Genomic DNA, 21,732 nt, shown 5'->3' with positions numbered 1-21,732 from the left:
TATGAATGACATGAACTCGAGTGAATTCGAAGCCCTCCTGACGGCGCAGCGCAGCGCCCTGAACCGCGATGTGGCGCCGGCGCAGTCCGGCGAAACGCCTACGCTGACCAAGGCGGAGCTGGCCGAACTGCTGTTCGACAGCGTCGGGCTCAACAAGCGGGAAGCGAAGGACATGGTCGAGGCCTTCTTCGAAGTGATCCGCGATGCGCTCGAGAATGGCGAGAGCGTGAAGCTGTCCGGTTTCGGCAATTTCCAGTTGCGCGACAAGCCGCAGCGTCCGGGGCGCAACCCCAAGACGGGCGAGGCGATTCCGATCGCCGCACGCCGTGTCGTCACGTTCCACGCGAGCCAGAAGTTGAAGGCGCTCGTCGAAAACGGCGCAGAAGGCTGACCTGCACGCGCTTGCGTGCTGCCGCGCGGCTCCCGCGCTTACCGACGGTTGACTGACGATGACATCGACGGTTGAGAAAGTCGTGTTGCCCCCGATTCCCGCGAAGCGCTACTTCACGATCGGTGAAGTCAGCGAGCTATGCGGTGTGAAGCCGCATGTGCTGCGTTATTGGGAGCAGGAGTTTACGCAGCTTCGCCCGGTGAAGCGCCGTGGCAACCGTCGCTATTACCAGCACCACGAGGTGCTGTTGATCCGGCGAATTCGTGAGCTGCTCTACGAGCAGGGGTTCACGATCAACGGGGCACGCAATCGGCTCGATTCGCATGCTTCGGATCGCAGCGCGATGCCCACCGAGCAGGAGGCGCTGTTTCCCGCGGCTGAAGAAACCAGCGTCGCCGAGGCCGTGGATGTCGACCAGTTGCGGCGCGCGCTGCTTGCCGTGATCGACGTGCTCGAACGCAAGTAGGCAGCGTGGCCGTGGTGGCCAGGTCAAAACAAAGCCCGCAGGCAAGTGCCTCGCGGGCTTTTTTCATGATGCGGTGGTCTCGCGTGATGTGTTACGGCGCGAGCGGGTTGGTCTTGCCGAGGTCGACGAGCAGCGTGCCGTCGGCCGCCATGCGCACCGAGCCCTTCGATACCTGCGCGCGATAGCCGTACAGATCGAATTGCATCGGCCCCTGCTGCGTCGTGTTTTCGATCAACGCGCGCAGGTTGGTCTCCAGCACGTTGAACATCTTCATGTCGCCGCCTTCCATCCAGATATAGCTGGCGGCGCTGGTGCCGGGCTTCGGCAGCGGCGGTGCATCGGGCACACGATTGAAAGTGAGCCGCAGGCCATTCGCTTCGACACTGGCCTGGGTCAACTGGCCTTTCAGCGCCGGTGGCGGGAACACCGTGTACTGATCGAGCACGAGCGCGTCGCCGCGCAATTCGGCACCGCGCCGGCGCAGCGGCGTCAACGAGGCGAGCTCGATGCCGAGCGCGCGCAGCAGCTTCGCCTGCGGCACGCCGAGCACGGAGACCTGGGTGGGCGTGTAGGCGATATGGCGGCCGTCGAGCACGGCGATCGTGCCGTTCATCGAGGTCGGCAGCCAGACACCGGGCGGCACGTGATTCCAGAGCCGGATGCCTCCCGTCACGCGCAGGTTCGTGCCGTCGGGTGCAAGCTTCAGGTCGTTCAGCGCGCGCGGCGTGTAGTCGAGCAGGTAGTCGTTGAACAGCGCGTTCATCGCCGGCCACGGTTCGAGCACCGACCCGCCGAGAATCTTGATGTCGTATTGGTTCGGATCGTCGAGGTCGACCGGTTCGCCGGGGCGGCGCGGCACCATTTGCGCGTCGAGCCGGTCGACGTGGAAGCCGATGTTGCCCGAGATCGTGAAATCGACGTTGCGCAATTGGATCGACGTGATCTTGTTCGATACGTGACGTTCGTCGGCCGGGGCGGCGTTGGCCGTGTTCGGGGCGGCCGCCGTGCCGCCGCCGGCCAACGCATCGGAGAACCAGCGTTGGCGTGCGTCGCGCAGCGACGCTTGCTGCGCGTCGGCGAAGCTGTCGTTCAGGCGCGCGCCGGCCGCGCCGATCGCATTGGCCGGCGGTTTCGCGCCCGCATAGGACGGAATCCTGATCGTCATCGCGCCGCTTGGCGCGAAATTGAAATAGCCGGTCGAAACCTGGTCGCGGTAGTGATACAGATCGAACACGAACGGCGCGGCGTGCGTGGCGGGCTGGGTTGGCGCGATCAGAATGTCGGCGTTCATCGGCATCGAGCGCATGAACTTCACATCGCCGCCGCGAATCAGCATCGCCTGCTGCGGTGCGCCGTCGGGCATCGCGAGGCCGGCGTGCGTGCCGTCGTCGAAAGCCAGATCGAGGCCGGCCGGCGTGATGCGCAGCGCCACCACGGTCAGCTTCAGTTGCGGCGGCGGCATCAGCTTGTCGACCTGCATGACCAGATCGTCGCCCGTCAGTTTCGCGACCGGCGTATCGATCTGCAGCAGATCGGCCAGCTTGACGTTGGCCGCGCGCATCACGGGATTGGCGTCGAGCCCCTGCACGCGCACCGTGCTCGGATGGAACACGAGCTGCGAGCCGTCGCGCACCGAGAGCGTGCCGGTCAGCGAGAACGGCACCCAGCCGCCGCGCTTCATTTCGCCTTCCAGATGAATCGTGCCGTCGCCGGCCGACACCTTCAGCTTGCGCAGCGGCGCGTTGCGATAGCCGAACAGATAGTTGTTGAAGACGGCGGTGAGCTTGGTGTCGTCGAGCGTGACGATGCCGCGATGCACGTCGATGGCGAACGTCGACGGATCGTCGAACACGATCGGCGCACCCACTCGGGATGGGACGAGCGTGGCCGATAGCTGATGCACGTAGAAGCCGAGGTCGCCAACGATGCGGAAATCGACGTCGCGCAACATCGTGATCGCGCCATCCTGGCCGGAATCTCGCAGCGTGACCGGGCGCGGCTGGGCGAGATGGATCGAACCGAGCGACGGCACGGTGCGCGCGATCTGCTGTTCGCGTCGCAGTTGCGCGGCCTTGTCGCGATCGAGCTTCGGTACAACGGCATTGGTGTCGGCGCGGGCGTTGGCCGACGGCTCCGCACAGCCGGCCGCCAGCAGCAAGGTGGCGAGCGCAAGCGCGGCGACCGGCCGCGACAGCCCATGCCAGCCCGCGCGACGCGCAAGCGCAAAACGCGTGCGATGGGCACGCGATGCCGATTTCCGCATAGTTATCGTCTCCCTGTCGGTCGGCCCGTGGTGCGTGGCTGCTGCCCGGGCCGAGATGTCGGTGCGATCCGACTGCGTGAAAGTCTGGCATAGGCGAGCTAGAGAAGCCGTACCAAACACACGGTCGCCGTGTTGCGATGCGACGGAGCGAGTCGTCGCGCGAACGGCGGGCGGCCGTCGGCGAAAATTCAAACGCGGAAATTCAAACAAACGTATGAGTTGTGTTGTGTGCGGAGGCGCGCGGACCAAAAACATGGGCGTGCGGCACGATTTCGGCGCACCGAACGATGCCGATGCCTGCGGCGAATTGCGAATGTGACGAAATCGCGCGACAGGCGTGACACTTTTTCGTTGCCGCCACGGACTCGTCATTTTGTGCGAGGTATGATTTGCATCAATAAAGATATAAGACCACGCAATTGGGGAATGAATATGAAGGGTTTGATGGCGCGTTTTCTGGCGGATGAGTCAGGCGCGACCGCCGTGGAATACGGCTTGATGGGTGGTGCCATCCTTGCGGGGATGGCGATGGGGATGCGTTCGATCAGCGATGCGACCGCTAGCGCATTCGTCTACGTTGCTTCTCTTTTCCCTCATTTTTGAAACGTTTGCGTGCTGCGTTACGACTGCGGGATGGCGGTTTGCCCTGCCTGGCAGGACGCGTTGCGCGAGCGACCCCGCAAAAAAGTGCTCGATGATGGTTCTGCGCGGACAAACTGTCTGATATACTTTCGTTCTTTCGGGGCGTAGCGCAGCCTGGTAGCGTACCTGCATGGGGTGCAGGTGGTCGGAGGTTCAAATCCTCTCGCCCCGACCAAGAACAAAGCCCGCATAACCAAAAGGTTATGCGGGCTTTTTGGTTTTTTCTCGGCCCTGACTCTCTAACTTGCTCACCGATTTACCTCCCACATCCCGTCATCGGCATAAACGACCCTCAGCTTTTTGCACGTGACGGCGTGACCCCGGTAAAATGCGCGGTTGATCCACGGAAAAGTGCCCGTGGCCTCTAGCCGGAAGGATTCCCTGAACATGTCTGATCTTCGTCTTATCAAGCGGTTTGCGGTTGTGCTGGCAACCGGTGCGTTCGTGGCAGGGTGCAGCTCGCCGTCGCCCACGAAAATCGACTACAAGAGCGATTCCCGGACCAAGGAGGTATCGCTCGCGGTGCCGCCGAACATGATGGATGAAACGGCCGACCAGCGCTCGCTGCCGCCGGCGGGTGGCGAAACCTCGCTGTCGAGCCTGCAGCAAACGCAGCAGGTCGCGCCGCAAACCGATACGGCCGTCGTGCCCGTCACGCCGGGCATGCATCTGCAACGCGATGGCACCGAAAGCTGGCTCGTCATCGACGCGCAGGCACCCGCCGAGGTCTGGCCGCAAGTGCGCCGCTTCTGGCAGGAGCAGGGTTTCCTGCTGGTCATCGATCAGCGCGACAAGGGCGTCATGGAAACCGACTGGAACGAAACGCATCCGTCGGTTGGCGAGGGCCTGATTCGCGGCGTGATCTCGAAGGCGATGGGCAACTCGTACGTCACCGCCGAGCGCAACAAGTACCGCACGCGCCTCGAAAGCGCGCCGGGCGGTGGCACCTATGTGTTCGTCAGCCAGAAGGGCATGCGCGAAGCGCTGACCGGCACGAATAACGATTCGAGCAAGTGGGAAACGAAGCCCAACGATCCGGCGCTGGAAGCCGAATACCTGAAGCGCCTGATGGTGGCGCTCGCGCAGAACGATACCCGCGCGAAGACGGGCGGTACGACCATCACCAGCGCCTCGGCACCCGCGGCGGGCAAGGGCGGCGATGCCGCAGCGGCATCGGTTGCGGCACAGAACGTTGCCAATGCAGCCGCGCCGACGTCGCGTGACAACGCCGGGAGCGATTCCGAGACGGTGCCGGGCGACGTGACGCTGCCGGAGCCGTACGATCGTGCGTGGTTGCGCGTCGGTCTGGCGCTTGACCGTGCCAACTTCACGGTGGACGATCGCGACCGCACGAAGGGCCTCTACTACGTGCGCTACGTCGATCCGAAGGATTTGACCTCGGCCGAGCAGGGCTTCTGGAGCCAGTTGTTCCACGGCAAGAAGGAAAAGACGGCGAAGCAGTATCTCGTCAACGTGAAGGCGCTGACGCAGGACCAGACTCGCGTTGCCGTCGTCGATGCCAACGGTGGCGTCGATTCGACCGGCCCGGGCCGTCAGATCATGACGTTGCTCGTGAATCAACTGCGCTGATCGCTGCGTCGCAGCGCGTAGTCCAAAGCCCGCCGCCTGGCGGGCTTTTTCTTTGGCGCGCCGGAAACGATATGAGGAATGACGGGGCGTTACGTAACGTTACCCGGTAACGGGACGGATCAGTCCACTTATGATTCCTGTGTGAATAAACATTAAGCGATTTAAATCAAAGGCTTATGGTGGTTTTATGGATTGGCACGGAAGCTGCTTTAAATCATTCGGATGATGTTGCCTTCGCACATCGTGCGTGACGTGGAGCGGTTTGACGCCGCATTCGTCGTCGCGGTCATCGTCATCGTTTCGGTGCGCCCCCGCCCCGGACAGGCTTGATGGCTCATGCGCGAGCATGAGCCCCGTTGGCCCCGTCGCCTATCCTCGTAGGGCGACGGTTTTGCCCGCGCTTTATTTAAGCGCGGGCAATTTTTTTTGTGCGGTCCCCCCTCGATGGGAGCACGAATGCCGGGGCAGGCTGGTTTCGTATGGGGCGGATTTTTCGAGAGAGGGGCCAAGCATGCCGAAGATCGCCGTCGTCGCCACGAATTGAGGCGGATGCGTTGCAATACGACCGGCACCGCGATGACAGAGGAGGCGCGTCGCTTTGCATTATTCGAGCGACAGGGACGCGATGGGGCACTCGCGGCACGTCGAATCGTCGGAGGTGAGGGTGATGCAGCGCATCGCGTGAGGCGATGCGGCTTGCGGGCGGCAGGGCGCCGCCCGGCGCAATACGGAAGGCGTCAGTGCGCGTTCGGTACGTCGAGGATCAGGATGATGGTCCAGTCCGCGTCGCCCTCATGGTGATATTGGCGTTCGACGACGATAAACGGTTGCTGTTTGCCTTGCGGCCCGAGAAACAGCACGTCACCTTCCATCGGCAGGCATTCGATCGGCGGCAGCGCGAGATAGGCCTCTTCGGAGCCGCGCGGCATCAGTTGCTTGATCTTGTGCGTTGCGGCTTCGGTCCATTCGATGTCGAGTTCGATATTGCTCATTCTGTCCTCCGCACCAGGGTGCGCACGGTTGGATAACTTGGGTGCGCGACTTTAGCACAGCGCGTGCCGTACGCCGTACCATGAAAAAAGCCGAACCCGGAAAAACCGGATTCGGCTCTTGGCGGCCGCGCTGGCGGAAACCGTCGAAGCGTGCCGATTACTGGCTGGCCGCTTCCGGCTTGGCAGCCTTCTTCGCCGCGTGGTGGTGCTTCTTCACTGCGTGATGATGCATCGGCTGTTCTTCTGCAGCAGCGCGCTGGGCATCCTGTTGCTGTTGAATGGCCTGAGCGCGTTGTTCGACTTCGGCGATCTTGGCCGGATCGGTGATCGTCGTGATCGTCGTGCTTTCTTGGGCGTGGGCTGCGCCAGCCAGAGCCGACATCGAAACCAGAATAGCCAGGGACATTTTCTTCATTGCTCTACCTCCGCTAAGTGGTGATGGGACCCGAGTTTGCCGATCCGTCCGGCATTGCAACCGAGTGAGCCGAGTGTAGCAAAAGTGACGGATCGGTGCACTTCCGGCCAGGAATGGCGATACGGCGTGTCGCGGTCGCGACAATCGGGGTGCGCGATGCCGTACGGACATCCGCGCGCCACAAGGCTGTGCGCACGATATGGGGCGGCGTGGCGTGGGCAATGCCGGGTATCGCATCGAATCAGAACCAGCCCAGCCACCGATACGCGTAAAATTGAACGATCCCGGCGATCTCGTGCAGCGCGCGAGATGCCACGACGAAATTCGATGCATGGGGCCAGCCGCACGCGGCGCGAAGGCGGTTGGCGTACACCGGTTGCGGTGTGATGCCGAAGCGCGCGAAATCGAGCAGGGCACGGCGCATCTGGTAGGACGACGTCACCAGAATCGTTGCGTCGTAATGTTCGGCGAGTAGGATGGGAGCCGTGAATTTCGCGTTTTCGTAGGTCGTGCGGCTGCGCGGCTCGAGAATCAGGTCGTGGCTGCTCACGCCCTGTTCGCGCAGCAACGGTGCGTAGAGCTCGGCTTCGCTGATGCCGTGGTGGTGAGGGTCGCCACCGGTCACGATCACCGTGCAATGCGCGGCAATTCGTTGGCAGACCGAATAGACTTGCGCGGCGCGGGCGATGCGGGCCAGCGCATCGCGGGGCGGCACGAGCGTGCCGTCGCGGCGGTCGATGCCGGCGCCCAGCACGACGATCGCGGTGCGGCCGCTCATCACGGGCGGATCGACGGGTTGGACGCCGGCTTCGGCAATGGCCAGGAGCGGCACCACGAGCCAGCCGCTGGCCAGTCCGGCGAGCAGCACGAACGCGGCAACCGCAAGCACGAATCGGTGCTTGCGCAAGATCGCGGTGGCTGCAATAAGCATCACAAATGAAACGAACAGAATCAATTTGAATGGGGTAAGGTAACTGTTTGCCCGGTTGAGTTCGATCCGGTCGAGGCGCCGCGAAATGTGGCGCGGAGCGGATAGGAAGGAAGGCGCAGGGGGATCAGGGGTAATGTCCGCCTGTCGTTGCGTGGCGGCGCCGGCTAATGAAGCATCGGGCCGGCGGGACCGCCTGCAGGATCGCTGTACTTTGAGAAAGAGTCCAGATGGCCACGTATTCCAACGAAGCAGTGCTCGATGCCTTGCGGCGCGTGCAGTACCGGCAGGTTCCCTGGGCGCGACGCCCGAACGTCTTCGAGTACCTTCGCAACCTCGGACTGATGGATACGGTGCGCCAGAAGACCGTTGCACCGGCGCCGGGCTTCCACGCCCCGGTCGATATCGCGATACTGACCGACACCGGCCGCGCCGAATTTACCCGACTTGAACGCGACGAGCGGTCGACCGCCTGGGTGGATCGCCGGATCGACGATTACGTACTGAGTGACGCGAGCGCCGTTTCGATCCTCGAAAGCCGGCTGTAGCCAGCCGGAACCGGGAATCATCCAGGCGGGCAAAAAAACGCCCGTATCGCGAGATACGGGCGCTACCGGGTACATTGCTGTTGCCAGGCTGTGCTCATGGCTAAGGTCTGACTGCCGCTGTCGCGCGCAGTTCCTGAATTTCCTGAACTTTCCACGCAGGTGCGGCTAGTGACGCGGTGCAAAACCGGTCGGGCGTGGGGCACTGTCGTTGCGAACGCGTGCATTGCTCGCAATATCGCCACGCAAATCGCCTCGCGGAACGATATTGGGCGATGCGGCTGGCGGTGACGGCGGTGCATGACTCTGGCCTGCTTGCCCCCTATGGCCAGACGGCGGTTTGGCGTGCTGATCGGCCAGCGCAAGTGGGGTGAGCGCCAGGGCAAGCACCACGCTCGCGGTGGCGAGCGACGAGCGGCTTGGCATGGTTGGGCTCCCTTCAAGCCGTCAAGGCGGCCTGTTGACCTAGCCTTACGGTAGGGGCGGGAGCACTCGCGCGCTGTAAGCATTGGTAAAGAGATGTATCGCCGTCGCGAGCATGCCAAGTTCGCGAATCACGCCGACGCCGCGAGGCGGCAGGATGCCGGCGTGTGAGACTTCAAGCGGCAACCGCGGCCGCCTGCAATCGTCTAGGCGATTACGCCATCTTCACCGGTGCGCGCCACGATTCCGGATTGGTCCAGAATGCGCCACGCAGGCGATCGCGGCTCGGGGGGCGGGCGGCTTGACCGCGCTGGCGCCGATCCGGCCGCGCAGCGAGACTTGACGGCCGCTGGTGCCGAGGCGCTTCACCACTTCGGCGAGCGTGCCATCGGCCTGCCACTCGTCGAAGCGCCGACGGCAGGTCGGCGGGGACGGGTAGCGCCCGGGCAGCTTCGACCAACCTTCGCCCGTCGACAGCACCCACAGAACGGCGTTCACGACCGAACGTGCTTCCACGCGGGGGCGACCACGACGCTCACTGCGTGCGGGTTCCGCGCAGAACAGTCCTTCGACCAGCGCCCATTCGTTATCCTTCAAATCGTCGAACAGCATCATGTCCTCACCTCAGCGAAGCTAACTCCGGTGCGCTGCCCTGCGCCGCGCACTCTTCAAGCACCCGATCCGCATCGGATGCCAGGTGGGGGTTCCGTATCCTCCATTGCATCCGAAGGTTTCCGCTACCCTGTACGCGACTTAACGCATGAACCGTGCCAAGTCTGTGGCTATCCCCTTGAGAGCCCCACCGCACCGAGGCTATGGCCAAGTCAGCTAGGGGCGTATGAGACGCCAAAATGCCCCTGCGGCAAATCGGGACAATCACCAATCTTGTGCAATCCGGCCCGCGCGGCGTGCGTCGGGTCCTTCGCTGCACCGCACCGACACATAGCGGACCGGCGGCGGATGATGCCCCTACAATTGCGCATCGAAGTGCGGGATTGATGAGGACAAGCGATGAATATCACCTTGCGACAGTTACGGGTGTTTATCGAGGTGGCGCGGTTGCGCAGCTTCAGCCGGGCCGGCGACGAGATCGGCCTGACCCAGTCGGCGGTCAGCCGCTGCGTGCGTGAGCTCGAAAGCGAGATCGGTCTGAAGCTGATCGATCGCACCACGCGCGACGTGCAGCTCACCGATGCCGGCTCGAACCTGGTCGCCAGCGTGTCGCGGCTGCTCGGCGACCTGGACGACGCCCTGCGTGAAATCCGTGAAATCGGGGAGCAACGGCGCGGCCGTGTGGTGGTGGCGGCCAGCCCGACGATCGCTTGTCGGCTGATGCCTCGTGTCGTGGCGGACGCCGAGCGGCAGTTCCCGTTCGTGACGCTCGGCTTGCGCGACGACGTGCAGAGCGATGTGCTGCGCAAGGTGAAGTCGGGCGAAGTCGATTTCGGGGTGGTGATCGGGCCGCTGCCGGGTACCGATCTGGTGTGCGAGCCGTTGATGACCGATTCGTTCTGCCTGGTCACGCGTGCCGATCATCCGCTGGCCGCCAGCGAGAGCGTGCCCTGGGCCGCGCTCGACGGTCAGCGCCTCGTGCTGCTCGACTATGCGTCCGGCAGCCGGCCGCTGATCGATGCGGCATTGAGCCTGCACCGCGTCGGCGCGTCGGTGGTGCAGGAGCTGGGTCATTCGGCCACCGTGTTCGGGCTGATCGAGGCGGGTATCGGGGTCAGCGTGCTGCCGTGGCTGGCCTTGCCGCTGCCGGCCGGGTCGTCGCTGGTGGCACGGCCGTTGACGCCGCGTGCCGAGCGCACGGTCGAACTGGTGCGGCGGCGCGACCGCTCGCTGTCGCCGGCCGCCGAGGCGATCTGGGGGCTGGTCGGCGAAATGCCGGCGCGCGCCGAGGATCTGCTCTGACGCCCTTTTGCCGTGCGGGCCGCTACACTGGCGGCACTGACCGACTGACTGACGAGGAGGGGGCTTGAACGCTGTCGACAATGCAACGGGGCGCGCACCGGATGTGCGCATGACGGTCGAATCGCTGCGGCCGTCGCTGATCCGCGAGGTGGCGAATTCGGGATTCGGCGTGGACGGCGTGCTGCCGTTCTGGTTCGGCGAATCCGATCGCGTCACGCCGGCCTTTATCCGCGATGCGGCCAGCGAGGCGCTTGCGCGTGGCGAAACCTTCTACACCCACAACCTCGGCGTCGCGCCGTTGCGTGAAACGCTGGCCGGCTACGTGTCCGCGCGACACGGGGCGACACGCACCGAGCATATCGCCGTGACCAGTGCCGGCGTCAATGCGCTGATGCTGGCGGCGCAATTGCTGGTGGGCGCGGGCGATCGCGTGGTGGCGGTCACGCCGCTCTGGCCGAATCTCGTGGAAATTCCGAAGATTCTCGGCGCAGAAGTCGAGTGCGTGCCGCTCGGCTATGGCGAACATGGCTGGCAGCTCGATCTGGACCGTCTGCTGGCGGCGCTGACCCCCGACACGCGCATGCTGTTCGTCAATTCGCCGAACAACCCGACCGGCTGGACCCTGTCGGCCGCAGAGCAGGCCGTCGTGCTCGATCATTGTCGCCGGCACGGCATCTGGATCGTGGCCGACGAGGTATACGAGCGGCTGGCCTTCGGGCCGGACGGCGCGCCGTCGTTCCTCGATCTGGCGTCGCGCGACGAGCGGGTGATCGTCGTCAACTCGTTTTCGAAGGCCTGGGCGATGACCGGCTGGCGGCTCGGCTGGCTGGTGACGCCGACCCGCACGCTGGACGCGCTGTCCAAGCTCGTCGAGTACAACACCTCGTGTGCGCCGAGTTTCGTGCAGGCGGCCGGCGTCGCGGCGGTGCGCGACGGCGAGCCGTTCGTCGCCGAATTCACCGGCGCGCTGCAACGCGCGCGCGATCACCTCGTCAACGCCCTGAACGGCCTGCCCGACGTACAGGTGGAAGCGCCCGACGGCGCCATGTACCTGTTCCTGCGCCTTCCCGGCGCGCACGACAGCCTCGATTTCTGCAAGCGGCTGGTGCGCGAGGCGGGGCTTGGGCTGGCGCCGGGGCGTGCGTTTGGCGACGAGGGCGAGGGCTTCGTGCGCTGGTGTTATGCCTGCGATGTGGCGCGACTCGACGCCGGAGTCGAGCGCCTCGATGCATTCCTACGTCGCGCCGGCCGCTGAGGCGAGTGGCGCGTCCCGCCCGGCCGTCGTGGCGGGCGGGACGATTCGTAGCGGCGAGTGGCTTTACGCGTCGCCGGAATGTGCGTAAGATGGCGACCATTCACGCGATTCCATCACGGTTTCGCGCTGTTCCGTCCGGTCAGGGTCAGGCATCAAGCAGGTTTCGCCACCCCCGGTTCGTGCTCCCATCAATATGACCGATCAGAATCGGGCGAGCGCGTCTTCTGTTCCTTTTCGTCTGTTTCATTTTGATCCGGTTCGTTTGACCAGAGGGTCTGGCCTAGCTGCATGAATACCCAAGAGGCGAAGATCGTCCTTGAGACTGCTTTGATCTGTGCGCAGGAGCCGCTCAAGCTGGGCGACCTGCGCAAGCTCTTCGCCGACAGCGTGTCGGCGGACACAGTCCGAACGTTGCTCGAAGAATTGAAGGAAGCGTGGTCCGGCCGCGGCGTTGAACTCGTCGCGCTGGCGACGGGCTGGCGTTTCCAGAGCAAACCGGCCATGCGGGTCTATCTGGACCGTCTGCACCCGGAGAAGCCGCCGAAGTACTCGCGTGCCGTGCTCGAAACCCTTGCGATCATCGCGTACCGGCAGCCGGTCACGCGTGGCGATATCGAAGAAATCCGCGGTGTCACGGTCAATACCCAGATCGTGAAACAGCTGGAAGATCGCAACTGGATCGAGGTGATCGGCCATCGTGACGTACCCGGCCGTCCGGCGCTCTATGCGACGACCAAACAGTTTCTCGACGATCTCGGCCTGAAAGCACTGGACGATCTGCCGGCGCTCGAAGAGCCAGCCGCGCATCTGGAAGCGAGTCTGCTCGCCCAGGCGTCGATGGAGTTTGCCGATGGCGAGGCGCTCGATGTCGTTGCCGTTGCGGCCGACGAGGGGCAAGCCGACGTAGTCGCTCAGGGTATTGCGGACGAAACCATCAGCCCGGATGCGGGCGATGCAGCGCCCGGCGAGGCCGTCGGCGGCACCCATGAAAACGAAATGCCGGCAGACGAGGCTCAGGCCATCGTGTCTGTCGATCGCCAGATCGATGCAACCGATGCGGAACCCGCACGGCCTGCGTTGGTCGAGAACGAAGTAAGCCGTGTCGTCATCGACGCCGGCGAGGCAGCGCGCGACGAAGATGCGCAAGCGGGCCGCGATACCACGCAGTCTGGCGCAACCCCGGTGCATGGGCTTGCCGCCGCTGACGAATCCATGGGTGACGTAACGCCCGGCGATACCTCGCCGGACGAAGACGAACCCGCGCAACGCCGCGCTTGACGCGGCCATATAGAGATTGCCGCGCCCGCGACGGGCGCGAGACCTGACATTTCGAGGTTGTTTTGACAGATACCCACGACACTGATTCGTCCGAATCCGGGCATGCCATGCGGGCATCGCGCGCCGACGACGCTCCCGAGCAATCGGCGCAAGATGCCGGCGGCGAAGATCGTCCCCGCCGCGGCCTGCGTCGCGGGCCGCGCAGTTTGATCGCGCGCCGTCGCGCGGCGACCAAATCGAAGACCGATTCGACGGAAGGTGCGGAATCCGCACCGGCCGAAGTCGCCTCCAGCGAGGCGCCGGCCGCGGCACCCGCACCGCGCGCGCCTCGTGCGCCGCGCAACAAGGATGGCGCGCCCAAGGCGCCCCGCAAGACCGCCGTCAAGCGCGACGGTGCGGCTGCGCCGCGTCAGGGGCAAGGCCAGGGCAAGCGTGGCGCAGGCGCCGCGCCAAATGCACGGGCCGCCGAGGGTGCCGCTTCGCCCACCGACGACATCTTTTCGTATGTCACGTCGCCGGCGTTCGATGCCGACAATTCGGCGGGCGGCAACGGCACGGGTGCGCCGATGCTGCGCCGTGGCCAGCAGGCAACCAAGCGCGTGCTGACGCCGGAAGACGATGCGCCGAAGTTGCATAAGGTGCTGGCCGAGGCCGGCATGGGTTCGCGTCGCGACATGGAAGAGCTGATCGTCGCGGGCCGCGTGTCGGTCAATGGCGAACCGGCCCACATCGGCCAGCGGATTCTGCCGACCGACCAGGTTCGGATCAACGGCAAGCCGGTGCGCCGCAAGCTGCAAAGCAAGCCGCCGCGCGTGCTGCTGTATCACAAACCGACCGGCGAAATCGTCAGTCATGCCGATCCGGAAGGTCGCGCCTCGGTATTCGACCGCCTGCCGCCGATGAAAACGGCGAAGTGGCTCGCGGTCGGCCGGCTCGACTTCAATACCGAAGGCCTGCTGATGCTGACGACGTCCGGCGATCTCGCGAACCGCTTCATGCATCCGCGTTACAGCGTCGAGCGTGAATATGCGGTGCGCGTGGTGGGCGAACTCAACGAAGCCTCGCGCCAGAAGTTGCTGCACGGCGTCGAACTCGAAGACGGCCCGGCCAATTTCCTGCGCATTCGCGATGGCGGCGGCGAAGGCACCAATCACTGGTATCACGTCGCCTTGGCCGAAGGTCGCAACCGCGAAGTGCGTCGCATGTTCGAGGCCGTCGGCCTGATGGTGAGCCGGTTGATCCGCACGCGTCACGGCGAAATCGCGCTGCCGCGCGGCTTGAAACGTGGCCGCTGGGAAGAGCTCGAAGAAACGCAGGTGCGCAAGCTGATGGCGACCGTCGGCCTGAAGATCGCCGCCGATGAAAAGGGCGGCAAGCACGGCGCCGTGGGCGAACGTCGTCAGCCGGATCCGATGGAAACCTCGATGGGCTTCATCACCCGCGATCCGGTGCTGACGACCCACGGCCAGCTCGACCAGCCGCGCCGCGGCGGCCGTCGCGGCGCGCCGGGTGGTGGTGGTTTCGGTGCGGGCACGGGCGGCTACGGCGGTCAGCCGGGCAGCGGCTACGGCGGCGGCAAGCCGGGCGGTAACCGCCGCGGCGGCAGCGGTGGTGGTGGTGGCGATGTCGATGGCAACCGGATGTCGTACGGCGCGAACGGCGGCAAGCGTGGCGGCAGTGCCGGCGGCGGTGGTGCCAAGGGGCCGCGCAATGGAAATGGCAGCCGTCCCGAAGGCGGTGGTTCGGCGGGCGGTGCCCGCGGTGGTCAGCAACGGCCGCAACAGCAGCGCAACCGCTCGCGCGGGCGCTGATCGGCGGCGGCCCGGCCGCCGTTTGACTACGATGTGAGGCCGGCCCGGCGGGCCGGCTGATGAGGCGATACTTTGCGTTTTTATTTAAAAACGCTATAATCGCAAAGTCGCTGGGCGTACGGATTTGTTGTGCGGCCTAGATGCGACCACCAGAGGTAAGAAGATGGGCGTTTCGCCCATTTTTTTTTGCTGAAACGGTTGGGCATCTCGGGTAGCGCTTCCTGCGCCGGCAAGGCGCGCGTCTGCGGGTGAATCGCGAACGGCGAGCGCGAACACCTGAGAGGACACTGTGCAACTGACGGAATTGATTGAAACCACGGTCACCGCGCTCGGCTACGAGCTGGTCGATCTCGAGCGCACCGGGCGCGGCATGCTGTGTATCTATATCGACCAGCCCGCCGGCATCGCGATCGACGATTGCGAAAAGGTGACGCGTCAGCTGCAGCACGTATTGACGGTCGAAAACATCGATTACGAACGGCTCGAGGTATCGTCCCCGGGCCTCGACCGGCCGCTGAAGAAGCTCGTCGACTTCGAGCGATTCGCCGGGAGCGAAATCTCCGTCACCCTGAAAAAACCGCTGGAAGGCCGCAAGACCTACCGCGGCATTCTGCATGCGCCGAACGGCGAAACGATCGGTTTGGAATTCGAGAGGAAGAAGGGCGAGGCGGTCATGCTGGATTTCACGCTGGCCGACATCGACAAAGCCCGCCTGATTCCGCAAGTTGACTTTAGGAGCCGCAAACAATGAGTCGCGAAGTGTTGATGCTGGTGGATGCGCTGGCGCGCGAGAAAAACGTCGACAAGGATGTCGTGCTGGGCGCGCTCGAAGCTGCGCTGGCCTCGGCTTCCAAGAAGCTGTTCGACGAAGGCGCCGAAATTCGCGTCCATATCGATCGCGAGAGCGGCGAACACGAAACCTTCCGTCGCTGGCTGGTCGTGCCGGACGAAGCCGGCCTCCAGGAGCCGGATCGCGAAATCCTGCTGTTCGAGGCACGTGAGCAGAAGGCCGAAATCGAAGTCGGCGAATATGTCGAGGAGCCGGTGCCCTCGATCGAATTCGGCCGGATCGGCGCGCAGGCCGCCAAGCAAGTGATTCTGCAGAAGGTTCGCGACGCCGAGCGCGAGCAGATCCTGAACGACTACCTCGAGCGCGGCGAAAAAATCATGACCGGTGCGGTCAAGCGTCTCGACAAGGGTAACTTCATCGTCGAATCGGGCCGCGTCGAAGCGCTGCTGCGTCGCGATCAACTGATCCCGAAGGAAAACCTTCGCGTCGGCGATCGCGTTCGCGCCTACATCGCCAAGGTCGATCGCACCGCACGCGGTCCGCAGATCGAACTGTCGCGCACGGCACCCGAATTCCTGATGAAGCTGTTCGAGATGGAAGTGCCGGAAATCGAGCAGGGCTTGCTTGAAATCAAGGCGGCGGCTCGCGATCCGGGCGTTCGCGCAAAAATCGGCGTGATCGCCTACGACAAGCGGATCGATCCGATCGGTACTTGCGTCGGCATCCGCGGTTCGCGCGTCCAGGCCGTGCGCAACGAGCTGGGTGGCGAAAACATCGACATCGTGCTATGGTCGGAAGATCCCGCCCAGTTCGTGATCGGCGCGCTCGCGCCGGCAGCCGTCCAGTCGATCGTCGTCGATGAAGAAAAGCATTCGATGGATGTCGTCGTCGACGAGAACGAATTGGCAGTCGCGATCGGCCGTAGCGGCCAGAACGTGCGTCTGGCCGGCGAATTGACCGGCTGGCAGATCAACATCATGACGCCGAACGAATCCGCGCTGAAGCAGGGCGAGGAACGTGATCGTCTGCGCAGCCTGTTCATGGCGCGTCTCGATGTCGACGAGGAAGTGGCCGACATCCTGATCGACGAAGGCTTCACGAGCCTTGAAGAAATCGCCTACGTCCCGCTGAACGAAATGCTCGAAATCGAGGCGTTCGACGAGGAAACGGTGCATGAACTGCGCAATCGCTCGCGCGACGCACTGTTGACGATGGCGATCGCCAACGAGGAAAAGGTGGAGAATGCTTCGCTCGACCTCAAGAGCCTCGATGGTATTACCTCCGAATTGCTGGCAAAGCTGGCGGAGAACGGCGTGCAGACGCGCGACGATCTCGCCGAACTGGCCGTCGATGAGCTGGTCGAGATGACCGGCGTGGAAGAAGAAGCCGCGAAAGCGCTGATCATGAAAGCACGTGAACATTGGTTCCAGTGAGAAATGACCATGGCGCACTGATATTTGGCGGCCGGAAGGCCGCATGACACGATGTTAACCGCAAGGAATCGGTCCTTGCATTAAGAGGAATGAATGGCGAGTAACAACGTAGCCCAATTTGCCGCGGAACTGAAAATGCCTGCTGGTGTGCTGCTCGAGCAGCTGCAGGCGGCAGGCGTCCAGAAAGCGAGTGAAGACGATGCGCTGTCGGAAACCGACAAGGCGCGTCTGCTCGATCATTTGCGTAAATCGCACGGCTCGTCCGACGCCGACAAGCGCAAGATCACGCTGACCCGCCGGCATACGTCGGAAATCAAGCAATCCGACGGGACGGGTAAGGCTCGTACCATTCAGGTCGAGGTGCGCAAGAAGCGGACGTTCGTGAAGCGCGACGATGTCGCGGAAAACGGCGTCGACGGCGATCAGGACCAGGTTGACGACGTGGCAGCCGACGCGGAGCTGAAGCGCCGCGAGGAAGAGGCAAGCCGCGAGGCGGAACTGCTCGAGAAGCAGGCTCAGGAACTTCGCGAGCGCCAGGAACACCTCGAACGCGAGGAATCCGAGCGCCGTGCACGCGAAGAGGCTGCGGAAGCCGAGCGTCGCCGTGCCGAGGAAGAAGCTGCCTCCAAGCGTGCAGCCGCAGCGGCGCAACAGCAGCAGGCAGCGGCCCAGCAGGCCGCCGAGAAGGAAGCGGCACGTGTGCAGGCGCAAGCGGCACCGGCAGTGGCTGCCGCGCCGCAGGCTGCCGAATCGTCCTCGCAAGACGAAGAACGTGCGGCCGCCGAACGTGCGGCCCAGCGCGAAGCGGCGAAGAAGGCCGAAGATGCGGCGCGCGAAGCTGCCGACAAGGCGCGCGCCGAACAGGAAGAAATCCGCAAGCGCCGCGAAAAGGCTGAAGCCGAAGCGCGTGCGATTCGCGAAATGATGGCAACCCCGCGTCGTGCGCAGGTCAAGGCCGTCGAGCCGCCGAAGCCGGTCGAGCCGCCGAAGGCTGCCGAAGCCAAGGGCACGCTGCACAAGCCGGCCAAGCCGCCAGGCGAAGCGGGCGCACGTCCTGCCGTGGCGAAGAAGCCGGCGGCGCCGGCGACCACCACCACCACGGCAGCGCCGGGTGCGGGTGACCGCAACAAGAAGCCGGGTGCAGGCAAGGGCGGTTGGCAGGACGATGCCTCGAAGCGCCGCGGTATCAAGACGCGTGGCGATTCGAGCGGCGGTGTCGATCGTGGCTGGCGTGGTGGCCCGAAGGGGCGCGGCCGTCATCAGGACAGCGCTTCGTCGTTCCAGGCGCCGACCGAGCCGGTCAGCCGCGAAATCCATGTGCCGGAAACCATTTCGGTGGCGGATCTCGCTCACAAGATGTCGGTGAAAGCGTCCGAAGTCATCAAGGTCATGATGAAGCTCGGTCAGATGGTCACCATCAACCAGGTGCTGGACCAGGAAACGGCGATGATCATCGTCGAGGAACTGGGTCACCGTGCCTTGGCGGCCAAGCTCGACGATCCGGAAGCCTTGCTGGTCGAAGGCGAAGTGGGTGTCGATGCGGAGCAACTGCCGCGTCCGCCGGTCGTTACCGTGATGGGTCACGTCGACCACGGCAAGACCTCGCTGCTCGACTACATCCGTCGTGCCAAGGTGGCAGCCGGTGAAGCGGGCGGGATTACGCAGCACATTGGTGCGTATCACGTCGAAACGCCGCGCGGCGTCGTCACGTTCCTCGATACTCCGGGTCACGAGGCCTTCACGGCCATGCGTGCACGCGGTGCGAAGGCGACCGACATCGTGATTCTGGTGGTGGCGGCCGACGACGGCGTGATGCCGCAGACGAAGGAAGCTATTGCACACGCCAAGGCGGGCGGCGTTCCGATCGTCGTGGCGATCAACAAGATCGACAAGCCGGATGCGAATCTGGACCGCGTCAAGCAGGAACTCGTCGCCGAAGGCGTCGTGCCGGAAGAGTACGGTGGCGAGTCGCCGTTCGTGCCGGTGTCCGCGAAGACGGGTGCGGGTATCGACGATCTGCTCGAAAACGTGCTGCTGCAAGCCGAAGTGCTGGAATTGAAGGCACCGATCGAAGCGGCTGCCAAGGGCATCGTGATTGAAGCGAAGCTCGACAAGGGCAAGGGCCCGGTCGCAACGGTGCTGGTGCAGTCGGGTACGCTGTCGCGCGGCGATGTCGTGCTGGCGGGTTCGGCCTACGGCCGTGTGCGTGCGATGCTCGACGAAAACGGCAAGCCGACCAAGTCGGCAGGTCCGTCGATCCCGGTCGAAATCCAGGGTCTGTCGGAAGTGCCGGGCGCGGGCGAGGAAGTGATCGTGCTGCCGGACGAGCGCAAGGCGCGTGAAATCGCCCTGTTCCGTCAAGGCAAGTTCCGCGACGTCAAGCTGGCCAAGCAGCAAGCGGCCAAGCTCGAAAGCATGCTCGAACAGATGGGCGAAGGCGAAGTACAAAACCTGCCGCTTATCGTCAAGGCCGACGTGCAGGGTTCGCAGGAAGCACTGGTGCAGTCGCTGCTCAAGCTGTCGACCGCCGAAGTGCGCGTGCAGATCGTGCACGGCGCAGTGGGTGGCATCAGCGAAAGCGACGTCAACCTGGCCACGGCCTCGAAGGCGGTCATCATCGGCTTCAACACGCGTGCCGATGCTCAAGCCCGCAAGGTCGCCGAATCGAATGGCGTCGATATCCGCTACTACAACATCATCTATGACGCAGTGGATGAGGTGAAGGCGGCGATGTCGGGCATGCTCGCACCGGAAAAGCGCGAAACCCAGACCGGTACGGTCGAAGTGCGCCAGGTCATCAAGGTGCCGAAGATCGGTCTCGTGGCCGGCTGTATGGTCACGGACGGCGTGGTCAAGCGCTCGTCGTCGGTGCGCGTGCTGCGCAACAACGTGGTCATCTTCACGGGCGAGCTCGATTCGCTGAAGCGCTTCAAGGACGACGTGAAGGAAGTGAAGCAAGGCTTCGAGTGCGGTATGTCGATCAAGAACTTCAACGATATCGTCGAAGGCGATCAGTTCGAAGTGTTCGAGGTCACGGAAGTCGCTCGGACGCTGTAAGGCCGACGTGAACGCTGATGGGCGGGGCAGGCGTGGGCCTGTCCCGCCCATTTTCATGGCGACGGCCGGTGTGCCGTCGCCCGTTCGATGAACGGAATGACGGATTTACCATGACGAAGAAACGTACTTCTCCCAATCGCAACGTGCAAATCGCCGATCAGATCCAACGTGATCTGTCGCAGTTGATCATGCGCGAAGTGAAGGACCCCCGGATCGGTATCGTGACGATCCAGAGCGTCGAGCTGACGCCGGATTACGCGCACGCGAAGGTGTACTTCACGGCGCTGACGGGCGACCCCCACCAGACGCAAGATGCGCTGAACCACGCGGCCGGCCATTTGCATAATCTGCTGTTCAAGCGCCTGCATATCCACACGGTGCCGACGCTGCATTTCCACTACGACCAGACCATCGAAAGGGCTGTCGAGATGTCGCGCTTGATCGAACAAGCGAATTCGACGCGCGCGAAAGACGACTGAGTCCGGCTGCCGAATCCGATTTTTGCCATGACGACTGCTCCCCAACGCCCGCCGCGCGTGCCGCGCCGCATGCTCGACGGCGTGCTGCTGCTCGATAAGCCCATCGGGTTGTCCAGCAATGATGCCCTGATTCGCGCCAAGCGCCTCTATCTGGCGAAAAAGGCCGGCCACACCGGCACGCTCGATCCCCTTGCCACCGGCCTGCTGCCGCTCTGTTTCGGTGAAGCCACCAAGTTCTCGCAGGATCTGCTCGAAGCCGACAAGACTTACGAAGCGACGATGCGGCTCGGGATTCGCACGACCACCGGCGACGCCGAGGGCGAGGCGATCGAGACGCGCGAGGTCGTCGCCGACCGTGCCGCGATCGAGGCTGTGCTGCCGCGCTTTCTCGGCGAAATCGTGCAGGTGCCACCGATGTACTCGGCGCTCAAGCGTGACGGCAAGCCGCTTTATGAATACGCGCGTGCCGGTCAGACGGTCGAGCGCGAGGGCCGGCAGGTAACGATCCATGGGCTCGATCTGCTGGCGTGCGAGCTGCCCGACGTGACGTTTCGCGTGACTTGCAGCAAGGGCACCTATGTCCGCACGCTGGCCGAGGACATCGGCGAAGCGCTGGGCTGCGGCGCGCATCTGGTCGCGCTGCGGCGCACCGGTGTCGGTGCGCTGACGCTCGAACATGCCGTCACGCTCGATGCGCTGTCCGATGCACCGGCCGTCGAGCGCGATGCCTGGCTGCAGCCGGTCGACGCGTTGCTGTCCACGTTCGCGCGTGTGACGCTCGATGCGGACGAAGCAAAGCGCTTCCGTCACGGCCAGCGTTTGCGGCTTGCGGCCGAGCATGAAATCGGCGCGGAAGAGGGCGCGCGCGTGCGCGTCTACGACGAGGCGAATCAACTGCTCGGCGTCGCGCGCCTGACGGACGGCGTGCTCGCGCCGGAACGGCTGGTCGTCAGTGGCGCGGCCGCCTGATAGCGCGAACGGTTAACACAGCGAGACACCATGAAAAACGCCCGGTCGATCGACCGGGCGTTTTCTTTGGTACGCAGTGCCTCGATGCGCG

Annotated in this window: 18 protein-coding genes, 1 tRNA gene and 1 pseudogene; 15 read left to right on the top strand and 5 right to left on the bottom strand. The window is 64.1% G+C overall.

Going from position 1 to position 21,732, the window contains the following annotated elements:
* The first annotated feature begins 1 nt into the window (after position 1).
* Positions 2–391: an integration host factor subunit alpha gene (locus tag AB4851_RS27360; protein ID WP_414444937.1), complete on the top strand. Its 390-nt coding sequence runs from the start codon at positions 2–4 to the stop codon at positions 389–391.
* A gap of 58 nt (positions 392–449) precedes the next feature.
* Positions 450–857, top strand: coding sequence for a MerR family transcriptional regulator (locus AB4851_RS27355; RefSeq protein WP_414449576.1), 408 nt, complete (start codon positions 450–452; stop codon positions 855–857).
* Between the two features lie 91 nt (positions 858–948).
* On the opposite strand, the gene AB4851_RS27350 is transcribed toward AB4851_RS27355, so the two are convergent.
* Positions 949–3,120, bottom strand: coding sequence for a hypothetical protein (locus AB4851_RS27350; RefSeq protein WP_414449575.1), 2,172 nt, complete (start codon positions 3,118–3,120; stop codon positions 949–951).
* A 426-nt stretch (positions 3,121–3,546) separates the two neighbouring features.
* Here AB4851_RS27350 and AB4851_RS27345 point away from each other — a divergent pair, with 426 nt between their 5' ends.
* The 3 genes from AB4851_RS27345 (at position 3,547) to bamC (ending at position 5,352) form a co-directional block, all read left to right on the top strand.
* Positions 3,547–3,723, top strand: a complete 177-nt coding sequence (locus AB4851_RS27345; protein WP_414444940.1) for a Flp family type IVb pilin — start codon at positions 3,547–3,549, stop codon at positions 3,721–3,723.
* 137 nt (positions 3,724–3,860) lie between these two features.
* Positions 3,861–3,937 (top strand) — tRNA-Pro (locus tag AB4851_RS27340).
* Positions 3,938–4,149: 212 nt separating this feature from the next.
* Positions 4,150–5,352 carry an outer membrane protein assembly factor BamC gene (bamC, locus tag AB4851_RS27335; protein WP_414449574.1) on the top strand — a complete coding sequence of 401 codons (1,203 nt, stop codon included), beginning with the start codon at positions 4,150–4,152 and terminating at the stop codon, positions 5,350–5,352.
* Positions 5,353–6,089: 737 nt separating this feature from the next.
* On the opposite strand, the gene AB4851_RS27330 is transcribed toward bamC, so the two are convergent.
* The 3 genes from AB4851_RS27330 to AB4851_RS27320 form a co-directional block, all read right to left on the bottom strand.
* Positions 6,090–6,344 carry a DNA-binding protein gene (locus AB4851_RS27330; protein WP_414444942.1) on the bottom strand — a complete coding sequence of 85 codons (255 nt, stop codon included), beginning with the start codon at positions 6,342–6,344 and terminating at the stop codon, positions 6,090–6,092.
* 157 nt (positions 6,345–6,501) lie between these two features.
* Positions 6,502–6,759, bottom strand: coding sequence for a hypothetical protein (locus AB4851_RS27325; RefSeq protein ID WP_414444943.1), 258 nt, complete (start codon positions 6,757–6,759; stop codon positions 6,502–6,504).
* A 241-nt stretch (positions 6,760–7,000) separates the two neighbouring features.
* Positions 7,001–7,714: a YdcF family protein gene (locus AB4851_RS27320; protein ID WP_414449573.1), complete on the bottom strand. Its 714-nt coding sequence runs from the start codon at positions 7,712–7,714 to the stop codon at positions 7,001–7,003.
* Positions 7,715–7,917: 203 nt separating this feature from the next.
* Here AB4851_RS27320 and AB4851_RS27315 point away from each other — a divergent pair, with 203 nt between their 5' ends.
* On the top strand, positions 7,918–8,235 hold the full coding sequence (locus tag AB4851_RS27315) for a hypothetical protein (RefSeq protein WP_414449572.1): 318 nt from the start codon (positions 7,918–7,920) through the stop codon (positions 8,233–8,235).
* A 782-nt stretch (positions 8,236–9,017) separates the two neighbouring features.
* Here AB4851_RS27315 and AB4851_RS27310 read toward each other — a convergent pair.
* Positions 9,018–9,267, bottom strand: a pseudogene (locus AB4851_RS27310) (transposase); the annotation flags it as partial.
* A 399-nt stretch (positions 9,268–9,666) separates the two neighbouring features.
* On the opposite strand from AB4851_RS27310, the gene AB4851_RS27305 reads away from it, so the two are divergent.
* The 9 genes from AB4851_RS27305 to truB all read left to right on the top strand — a co-directional run bounded on the left by AB4851_RS27305 (position 9,667) and on the right by truB (position 21,641).
* Positions 9,667–10,569 (top strand): LysR substrate-binding domain-containing protein, encoded by a 903-nt coding sequence (locus AB4851_RS27305; RefSeq protein WP_414449571.1) that lies wholly within the window; start codon positions 9,667–9,669, stop codon positions 10,567–10,569.
* 64 nt (positions 10,570–10,633) lie between these two features.
* A complete protein-coding gene (locus AB4851_RS27300) occupies positions 10,634–11,824 on the top strand; it encodes a pyridoxal phosphate-dependent aminotransferase (RefSeq protein WP_414449570.1) in 1,191 nt (396 codons plus the stop codon).
* Positions 11,825–12,112: 288 nt separating this feature from the next.
* On the top strand, positions 12,113–13,102 hold the full coding sequence (scpB, locus tag AB4851_RS27295; protein WP_414449569.1) for an SMC-Scp complex subunit ScpB: 990 nt from the start codon (positions 12,113–12,115) through the stop codon (positions 13,100–13,102).
* A 62-nt stretch (positions 13,103–13,164) separates the two neighbouring features.
* Positions 13,165–14,913, top strand: a complete 1,749-nt coding sequence (gene rluB, locus AB4851_RS27290) for a 23S rRNA pseudouridine(2605) synthase RluB (protein ID WP_414449568.1) — start codon at positions 13,165–13,167, stop codon at positions 14,911–14,913.
* 289 nt (positions 14,914–15,202) lie between these two features.
* Entirely contained in the window at positions 15,203–15,664 is a 462-nt protein-coding gene (rimP, locus tag AB4851_RS27285; RefSeq protein WP_414444950.1) for a ribosome maturation factor RimP, read from the top strand.
* Positions 15,661–17,136 carry a transcription termination factor NusA gene (nusA, locus tag AB4851_RS27280; protein WP_414444951.1) on the top strand — a complete coding sequence of 492 codons (1,476 nt, stop codon included), beginning with the start codon at positions 15,661–15,663 and terminating at the stop codon, positions 17,134–17,136. The genes rimP and nusA overlap by 4 nt, the downstream gene beginning before the upstream one ends.
* A 93-nt stretch (positions 17,137–17,229) precedes the next feature.
* Entirely contained in the window at positions 17,230–20,193 is a 2,964-nt protein-coding gene (infB, locus tag AB4851_RS27275) for a translation initiation factor IF-2 (protein ID WP_414449567.1), read from the top strand.
* Between the two features lie 110 nt (positions 20,194–20,303).
* Positions 20,304–20,672, top strand: a complete 369-nt coding sequence (gene rbfA, locus AB4851_RS27270; RefSeq protein ID WP_414444953.1) for a 30S ribosome-binding factor RbfA — start codon at positions 20,304–20,306, stop codon at positions 20,670–20,672.
* A 27-nt stretch (positions 20,673–20,699) separates the two neighbouring features.
* Positions 20,700–21,641 carry a tRNA pseudouridine(55) synthase TruB gene (gene truB / locus AB4851_RS27265; protein ID WP_414449566.1) on the top strand — a complete coding sequence of 314 codons (942 nt, stop codon included), beginning with the start codon at positions 20,700–20,702 and terminating at the stop codon, positions 21,639–21,641.
* Positions 21,642–21,732 lie beyond the last annotated feature (91 nt).

This window comes from Burkholderia sp. 22PA0099, from assembly GCF_047497165.1.
Classification (GTDB): domain Bacteria; phylum Pseudomonadota; class Gammaproteobacteria; order Burkholderiales; family Burkholderiaceae; genus Burkholderia.
Note: the sequence above shows the minus strand (reverse complement) of the source record. Positions and strands in the feature narration are given on the sequence as shown.